This window comes from Shewanella sp. AS16 (genome assembly GCF_021412365.1).
GTDB lineage: Bacteria > Pseudomonadota > Gammaproteobacteria > Enterobacterales > Shewanellaceae > Shewanella > Shewanella salipaludis.
Genome location: NZ_JAKCLK010000244.1, coordinates 1 through 292, shown reverse-complemented (window position 1 = coordinate 292; position 292 = coordinate 1). Strand labels below are relative to the sequence as shown.

1 protein-coding gene is annotated in these 292 nt (G+C 51.0%); it reads right to left on the bottom strand.

Going from position 1 to position 292, the window contains the following annotated elements; translation table 11 throughout:
* Positions 1 to 292, bottom strand: a 292-nt coding sequence (gene yjeJ, locus LZP73_RS20180) for a YjeJ family protein (protein ID WP_234236703.1), incomplete at both ends; no start/stop codon positions are given.

The following is a 292-nucleotide window of genomic DNA, read 5'->3' as shown; positions in this document are numbered from 1 at the left end:
ACGTAAGTGATGCAGCGCGCGTAAGCATTGATCCTGGGTTAGCGGTTGGGCGTTATTTGCCGCTACGGTGCGAACATAGACCTGACATGGCACACCCGCGAGTTTTTTCAGTCGGGGGCTGAAATCAAGCATTCGGCGAGTGATCGCCTCCACTTCTTTACCCGGCGTTGCTTCACGCGTTTTCACCACTGCGCCGCTAAATTGTTCATTGCCACTTTCATCTTTAAAGCGGTAAAGCACCGCCAGATAATGGTTGAACAAGTTATGTTTCCATTCCGGTTGGGAATAGGTG